6 protein-coding genes are annotated in these 8,224 nt (G+C 33.3%); all 6 read left to right on the top strand.

Translation table 11 applies throughout. The annotated features are described in order from the left end of the window. Positions 1-154: 154 nt before the first annotated feature. The 6 genes from ACFSSE_RS10520 to ACFSSE_RS10545 all read left to right on the top strand — a co-directional run bounded on the left by ACFSSE_RS10520 (position 155) and on the right by ACFSSE_RS10545 (position 8,023). Entirely contained in the window at positions 155-559 is a 405-nt protein-coding gene (locus ACFSSE_RS10520) for a hypothetical protein (RefSeq protein ID WP_156900412.1), read from the top strand. Then, positions 556-1,002: a DUF6194 family protein gene (locus ACFSSE_RS10525; RefSeq protein WP_379044395.1), complete on the top strand. Its 447-nt coding sequence runs from the start codon at positions 556-558 to the stop codon at positions 1,000-1,002. The genes ACFSSE_RS10520 and ACFSSE_RS10525 overlap by 4 nt, the downstream gene beginning before the upstream one ends. Next, a complete protein-coding gene (locus tag ACFSSE_RS10530) occupies positions 999-1,874 on the top strand; it encodes an RNA polymerase sigma factor (RefSeq protein WP_379044398.1) in 876 nt (291 codons plus the stop codon). The genes ACFSSE_RS10525 and ACFSSE_RS10530 overlap by 4 nt, the downstream gene beginning before the upstream one ends. A gap of 347 nt (positions 1,875-2,221) precedes the next feature. Beyond that, positions 2,222-4,798, top strand: coding sequence for an AAA family ATPase (locus ACFSSE_RS10535; protein ID WP_379044401.1), 2,577 nt, complete (start codon positions 2,222-2,224; stop codon positions 4,796-4,798). Between the two features lie 2 nt (positions 4,799-4,800). After that, positions 4,801-5,829 (top strand): 5-methylcytosine-specific restriction endonuclease system specificity protein McrC, encoded by a 1,029-nt coding sequence (gene mcrC, locus ACFSSE_RS10540; protein WP_379044404.1) that lies wholly within the window; start codon positions 4,801-4,803, stop codon positions 5,827-5,829. A 349-nt stretch (positions 5,830-6,178) separates the two neighbouring features. After that, positions 6,179-8,023, top strand: coding sequence for an ATP-dependent nuclease (locus ACFSSE_RS10545; RefSeq protein ID WP_379044407.1), 1,845 nt, complete (start codon positions 6,179-6,181; stop codon positions 8,021-8,023). Positions 8,024-8,224 lie beyond the last annotated feature (201 nt).

An 8,224-nucleotide genomic window follows, 5' to 3' on the forward strand; every position in this document is an offset into this window, starting at 1 on the left:
ATTATGTTTGTACTTGGGCGGAAATTAGTGCAAAAAAGCGGGCACAAGTTAAACTTGCAAAACGTTATCGGCAACCCTAAAACACCGACTAGACACAACTGTCACACTCTGACATTTTGAGTATCTAACTGTTAAATCATCTAATTTGACAAAAATGAAAAAGACAATTTTAACAGTAATGACCATTGCAAGTTTAACGGCTTGCAATCAATCAAAAACAGAAAATCATAATGTTATGACAGAACAAAAACAAACAGTTGGACTGGTGGAAATTACCACCTTCAAACTAAACAATGGTGTTTCAAGTGCTGACTTTGTAAAATCGGCTGAACAGATGCAAAACGACTTTCTGAAAAGACAGGAAGGATTTATTAAACGAACGCTTACACAATCGGGCGACACACTTTGGACTGACATTGTTTATTGGACAAATAAAGAGAGCCACAGCCAAGCAATGAAACTTGCCGAAAAAACAGAAGCAGTAATTCCCTTTATGGAAAAAATTGATTTTAATTCAGTAAAAATGGATTTAACTAATCCTATGCTAAACAACGAATGACAGCAAAAGAATTAGAAAATTGGATTTTAACGAACTATCAGGATATAATTGTAACAGACGCATATCGAGAGCGTAGCTTTTTTTACAATCCTGATAATTCGTTGCCCAAAGGCATTTATTTTACGACTATTAAGGAAAGCGATGGACCAAACGATAAGGCTTCAAACCTTGACCGAGACGGCATTTATAGACTAAGTATTGGAATTGGAAAAAAGTATTGTCAAAATTTGTTTGGCAACATTCCAAAACGCCCAGCAAAAGGTGGTATCATAAATTACGACTTTGATTTCACCGAACTTGATGTCCTAATGCCTCACCCAATCTATGCTTGGCTGGGTTGGGTAGCTATTAACAACCCAACAGCAAACAACACAGATACTGTAAAACATCTTTTAGATATTTCGTATCAAAATGTTTTGCTTAAATTCAAAAAGAAAAAGTGAAAAATCCATTTCATACAGCATACAACGACAGAGACGATATAGAACTTATTACTTCTGCAAAGGACGGTTCTAAATCATCACTGGAAACATTGGTTAAGAAACATCAACATTACATTTACAATGTTGCTTTGAAAATGACTTTAAGTCCATTTGATGCCGAAGACATCACGCAGGAAGTTTTAATTAAGGTAATAACAAACCTTGCCAATTTTAAAGGCGAAAGTAATTTTAGAACTTGGCTTTATCGCATAACTTTCAACCATTTCTTAAAAATGAAAACGTATTGGTTGGAAGATTATATAACATCGTTTTCTAAATACGGAAAAGAACTGGACCAAATGCAAGACATAGAACTTTCAATAATTGAAAAATCAGAAATTAAAGAATTTATTGAAGATGCAAAAATTGGTTGTATGAGTGGTATGCTTCTGTGCCTTGACAGAGAGCAACGACTTGTTTATATACTTGGTGAAATATTCGGTATAGACCACACAATCGGCTCTGAGATGCTTGACATTTCCAAAGACAATTTCCGCCAACGACTTTCAAGAGCAAGAAAAGACCTTTACCAATTTATGAATAACAAATGTGGGCTTATCAACAAATCAAATCCGTGTCGTTGCGACAAAAAAACAAAAGCATTTATTCAAGCAGGTTGGGTGGACAAGGAAAATTTGAAATTCAACACTTCATACTTAAAACGAATTTCAGAAGTAGCACCTGACAAGTCAAACGATTTAAATGACTTGACAGAAATCAAATATGCCGACCTTTTTAAAACTCAACCATTCCAAGAAAAAGAACACAGCAAAAAACTATTTGTAAACCTACTATCCGACAACAAAGTTAAGGACATCTTTAACTTGAACTAACAAGAAGGGCAGCCGATAACAGCGGTTTGGCGTAATGGCGGGTGACGTTCTTCGTATGAACATTTGTGCTATATTTGAACTGTGTGCTTCGTATCAACATTTGTGGTAGAAATCCGCCACTACGCCAAGCCGCCAACCGTTGTACGCAAGCCAAAAAAACGACACAGCAGTAACATGATTGCAGATTTGAAAAAGGAAAAAATGGAAAAAGCCAACCCACAAAAGCAAGAGTTTGGCAGCCCATCCCTGCAACCGTCCCTTCGGCTGCCAAACACATGCTTTTTTTGCTAACGCACCCGCTTCGTTGATAAGAAAGTGGTAAATTGAAAGACTTTAAAAATATTATTATGCAGAAAGAAATTGATATAATTCAAAGACACGCAAAAGAGCTTAAAAAATTGGAACAAAGTGAACAATATCTCTTTGATTCTTTGAATAATAAATCTAAAACTGAAATTGAAGGACTGATAAATGATTTTAGTTTTGTGCGTTCAGATTTTTCTGCAACTCGATTTCAACCTGTAAATTTATTGCGATTTGATGTTCTTCATTTATTAAAAGAAAAAACTCAAATTAGTTCTGAAACCGTTGAAAATATTAAAACTAAAATAATTGAAAAAGACGAAGAGTATTTTTCAAAGTATGGCGACATATTGGTAAATGCCTTAAAAAACTATCCTCAGAAAAAGAAATCCCCTTTTGTGAACTGGCAAAGAAATTACTGTATTTTCTTCCCATTTATTTACACAAACCCTATAAAAAATGAAACAAGTTCAGCGTTAGATAAAGTTGTAGATGGACTTGAAAAAGCATTAAAGCTAAAAAATTATAAAAGCCATATAGTTGATTTTAATGGCCCTCAAAATTATGGTACTTCATATTGTTGGATTGCGGGATTTCCTGAAAACAAAATTTCTCACAGAAAAGCGTATCAGTTATTTCTAAAAATAGGTGCAGAAAAAATTGAAGCTGGAATTCTGGCTGGTTGGGATATTAATGACAAGGCTTCAAATACTCTAGAGGATTTCAATACAATTGAAGAAGTGATTGAAAAACTTAAGTCTTCAAAGGAGCCTGTTGAAAGAAAGAACAATGCTTTAATCAACTATTGGAAATTTGCACCGGGAGAAAATGGAATTTTTTGGGATGAATTTTATAAAGAAAGTATAATTGCTATTGGATGGGATGATTTAACCGACCTGAAAACTTATACAACAGAAACACTTGCAGAAGATTTGGGTGTTGAAGATTCCGATAATTCAAATCAAATCTGGAATATTGAGAATTTTCGAGATGCAAGTATCGGAGACGTTGTTATTGCCAATAAAGGAAAAAGTAAAGCACTTGGGATAGGCGTCATTACTGGTGAATATGAATTTAAGCCTGAAAGAAAAGAAAACAAACATATTAGAAAGGTAAAATGGCTAATAAACCAATTAGTTGATTTTGAAAAAACCATTTTCAGACCTGATACATTTACACCTACTCTAAAATGGAGCAGTATAAAAGAGAAATACATTCAAAGTAATTCTGCTTTTGAGAAGATTTTTAATGACTTAGAATCAGGAAAGGAAATTTTGCCACCACCAAAAGCATTACCAAAAGATTCTGAATCACAAAACTTCTGGTGGTTAAACGCTAATCCTAAAATTTGGCGTATTGACAGTTACGAACTTGGCGATATTCAATCTTATACATCACATAACGACAAAGGAAACAAACGCAGGATTTATAAATATTTCGAAGAAGCTAAACCAGGTGATTTGGTTATTGGTTACGAGAGTACACCTGTAAAACAAATTAAGGCAATATTTGAAATTACAGAAGGATTGCACATTGATGATAACGAGGGAGAAATAATAAACTTTGAAATTAAAGAAATTGTCAAAGACCCAATTTCATGGGATGAATTAAAAGAAACAAAAGGACTTGAAAACTGCGAAGTCTTTATCAACAATCAAGGAAGCTTATTTAGTCTTACCCCTGACGAATTCGACATAATACGTGATTTAATTGATGAAAAAAACATCATTACTGAAAAGGAAATTGAAAAAGTCGAAATAAAGCATTATTCATTTTCTGATGACCCGGAAAAACCTTTTTTGGATGAACAAGAAATAAAAGAAATCACTCATTCACTTGAAGTTAAGAAAAATATTGTTTTGCAAGGTCCTCCCGGCGTTGGAAAAACATTTGTAGCCAAAAAAATTGCTTATGAAATGATGAAAAATACTGATGATACAAAAATCAGGATGATTCAATTTCATCAATCCTATGCTTATGAAGATTTTATTCAAGGAATACGACCATCGGAAAAAAGCTTTAAGGTTAAAAACGGCATATTCTATGATTTTTGTAAAAAGGCAGAATTAGAACCAGACCAAAAGTTTTTCTTTATAATAGACGAAATAAATAGAGGGAATCTAAGTAAAATTTTTGGTGAATTAATGATGCTTATTGAATCTGATAAAAGAGGAAAATATAGCGTGCCTTTAACTTATTCTGAAAAAGATGATGCCTTATTTTCAGTCCCTGAAAATCTCTATTTGATTGGAACAATGAATACTGCCGACCGTTCATTAGCTATTGTTGACTATGCTTTACGCAGACGATTTAGGTTTATTACATTAGAACCTAAATTTAATAGCAGATTTAAGGATTTCCTTAGCTCTAAAGGGTTTTCAAAAGATTTTATACAGGAAATGTCTTCAAAACTTAATTTGTTAAATGCAAAGATAAAAACAGATAAAAATTTAGGTTCGGGCTTTTTGATTGGGCATAGCTTCTTTTGCAACGCAAATTCTGAAAATGAAAGAAAATGGTTTGAGAATATTGTAAAGTTTGAAATAAGACCATTATTAGAAGAATACTGGTTTGATGATAATGAAAAAGTTGATAATGAAATAAATCTTCTATTATCGTAGTTATGCAAATTCCAATTCAAAATGTTTACTTTTTGCTATGCTATGCGTGGAATAAGCTTGAAGAAAGAGACATAGTTAATGTTAATGAAATTGATTCAACCGAATTAATTGACTTATTTGCAAAAGTCCTTTCAAATAGTTGTTCTCGTCTTTTAAAACAAGGTTTAGATAGATATTACGTTGAGCATGAAGATGTGATAATGGGGATTAAAGGAAAATTCAATTTTTCAGCAACAATAAAACAAAATGTTCTTCCTTTAAGCAAAACAGTCTGTATTTACGATGAGTTTGATTATAATATTTTGCACAATCAAATTTTAAAAACGACTATTGGGAAACTTCTAAGAACAAAGAATTTAGATTCATCATTAAAAGATGAATTACATAAAATATATTTGAAATTACCGCCCATTTCTGAAATAGTTATTCGAAAGTCAATATTTAACCAAATTAGGCTACATCGTAATAATTATCACTATGATTTCATTTTAAAAGTATGTCAGATTGTTAATGAGCATTTATTTATTGACGAGTCAAAGGGTAACTATAAATTCATGGATTTTACCCGCGAAGAAAAGGCAATGGCAAGGTTATTTGAAGCTTTTGTAAGAAATTTCTACAAAGTCGAAACGGATTTTTCGGTTTCAAGTGATTCTATTAAATGGCAGTTTAAATCTGATAATACAGAGGATTTAGAAATGCTTCCTACAATGTTGACAGATATAACTTTGCAGAAAGGGAATCAAAAAATCATACTTGATACTAAATATTACAAAGAAGCATTTCAAACCAGATACGATAAACAAAAAATAAATTCAAATAACTTATATCAACTGTTTTCCTATCTGAAAAATCAAGAAACTAATTCCGAACTTACCCTTAATTGTCAAGGAATTTTGCTTTATCCATCAATCCAAAATGATTTTGTTCATTCATTTAAATATGAGAACCATAGAATTAGGATTATGTCGATAAACCTAAATCAAGATTGGCAGAAAATACGGACAGATTTACTTAAAATTGTAGCATGAGTACGAATCCAACACACACCATCCCTTCGCTCTCAGGCACATTTGGCATTCCCACAAGGCTTGCCCTCAATCCAAAAATGCCAAAAGAGCCTTCAAGCCCGTCCCGCTCCGCCACACGAACTGAGCGACAGTGCATTTATAATGTGACAAATAGACAAAGAAATAATAAAGGCCAGCGTACAACATCGTATATAAAACATTTGGCAGTCAGTGGGTTGTCAGGCGTTTCAGCCCGTATCAAAGGCACTTGTAACTTGACAGGAAAGTGCTTCGAAATGCCAAACGTTTCATATACGCAACCGTTGTGCGTCACCCTATTGACCGACCGACATACATAACAAAATTAAATATGAAACTGACAAAAGCAATCATTACAAATTTTAGAGGAATAAACGGAACAATTTCGGTTGACTTTGGACTGTTTAATTGTATAGTTGGACAAAATGATGCAGGTAAGTCTACAATTTTAAAAGCCATTGACACTTCACTTAATGAAGTAAAATTAACAAGAGCAGATTATAACGTTCTCGCAGATGACAATCAAATAATAATTGAGCTTCACTTCGATTGCGAAGAAAAAGAATATTTTTTAGGTGAGGAAATTGGAACTTCAATTGAGGCTGAAGAACTCGTTAATGCTGAAAACCTATTAGTATGGAAAAAAGTTTGGAATGTTACAGAGAACGCAGTCGCTAATCCAAAAACTTCAATTGTAAGAAAGAAGTATAGCGGGACAAACGACTTTGTTTTTAAAACCGAAGCACAATTAATGGCACAATGTAACGCAAATGCAATTGAAACATCAAAAGGTAATGGAGATGCCTACAATAATGTTGAAAAAAGAGAAAAACTAAGAGAGCATAACCTGCAAAATAACATTGATTTTTCATTTGAGTTTGAAGAAATTCCAGGAACGGGAACATCCAAAGCCAAAGCAATTGGAGATGCAATAAAGAAGTCACTACCAGTTTTTCAATATTTTAAGGCGGACACTTCCCTTTCGGACACAGACACAACTATTCAAAAATACTTTAAGGATATGGCGTTCAAACTCATCAAAGATGAAATTGATACAGACGACATTGAAGCAACAGTTAAAACACAATTAGAATCAGTTTTACAAAAAGTCACAACAAAAATTAATGATGTTGTTAAGTCGGCAGAAAAAGTAGAACCAAAAATCGAATTTGATTGGAGTAAACTAATTTCAACTTCATTTGTAAGCACATCATCAGGAAATAATATTCCTTTAAGTTCAAGAGGAGATGGATTTAGAAGAATTACAATGATGTCTTATTTTGAATATCTTGCTGAAACCGACCGAACAGATGACACTCAACAAATAATTTTTGGTTTTGAAGAACCTGAAACCTTTTTACATCCTTCTGCACAAGAAAATTTATTTGACAAGCTCAATTCATTAAAAGAAAATGGCTATCAAGTAATAACATCAACCCATTCACCAACCATAGTTGGGAATACTCTTCACGGAAATATAATTCACATTTCTAAACCAGATAATATTTATACGGTAACCCAAAACGGTATTAGTTATAAAACCATTGCAATTGATTTAGGTATAAAACCAGACAACACTTTTACCCCATTATTTTCTACCTCAAGACTTTTATTTTTAGTTGAAGGAATAGATGATGCAAATGCTATGCATCACAATGCAACTCTTTACAAACAAGCAGGCTTAATTGAACATACTTTTGAGGACTTAAATATCAATATAATTCCAATTGGAGGCTGTGATAGCGTAAAGCATTGGATTAATCTTGACCTTTTTACAAAACTTGAAAAGCCATTCTTTATATTTTTAGACAGCGACAAACCTGACCCAGTTTCAGTTTCATTGAACGAAACCAAACTACTAAATTATGGCTTAGCGAGTGGGACAGATTTTCATATAAGCAAAAAGAGACTTTTAGAAAATTATATTCACCCAACAGCTTTACAAAGATTAGTTCCCAATTCTGTAATTACATACACAGACTTTGACCACGCTAAAAACTTTTGTAAAACATATGCAGACGATACTATTAGAGGACATTTAGGAGGTAGTAAAGTAGCTGAAAAGCACTATTGCTCTCAAACATTCGATGAATTGAGACTAACTTGGTTTGACGGGATAGACGATGAATTTATCATTTTATATCAAGCAATAAATGCAAAACTTCCAGCACAATAAAGGGCGAACGCACAACATCACCTATACGCAAGCAGGGGTTTCGTGCTTCGTAGGACAGGAAAGTGGTAAATTTAAAGCTCAGTTCTTCGTAGGAAGTTCAGTGGTTAAAATCCCTGCCTGCGTATAGCTGAGAACCGTTAGCTGCAACTTTACATGACAGAATTTAGACCATCTATCAAATCTAGAACAGACGACCAATTA

Origin of the sequence: Pedobacter alpinus (genome assembly GCF_042684645.1) — a bacterium.
Classification (GTDB): Bacteria; Bacteroidota; Bacteroidia; order Sphingobacteriales; family Sphingobacteriaceae; genus Pseudopedobacter; species Pseudopedobacter alpinus.

Excerpts from the sequence above, each read along its gene's own strand:
- ACFSSE_RS10520 (WP_156900412.1), top strand. The coding sequence starts at position 155 with ATGAAAAAGACAATTTTAACAGTAATGACCATTGCAAGTTTAACGGCT.
- ACFSSE_RS10525 (WP_379044395.1), top strand. The coding sequence starts at position 556 with ATGACAGCAAAAGAATTAGAAAATTGGATTTTAACGAACTATCAGGAT.
- ACFSSE_RS10535 (WP_379044401.1), top strand. The coding sequence starts at position 2,222 with ATGCAGAAAGAAATTGATATAATTCAAAGACACGCAAAAGAGCTTAAA.
- mcrC (WP_379044404.1), top strand. The coding sequence starts at position 4,801 with ATGCAAATTCCAATTCAAAATGTTTACTTTTTGCTATGCTATGCGTGG.
- ACFSSE_RS10545 (WP_379044407.1), top strand. The coding sequence starts at position 6,179 with ATGAAACTGACAAAAGCAATCATTACAAATTTTAGAGGAATAAACGGA.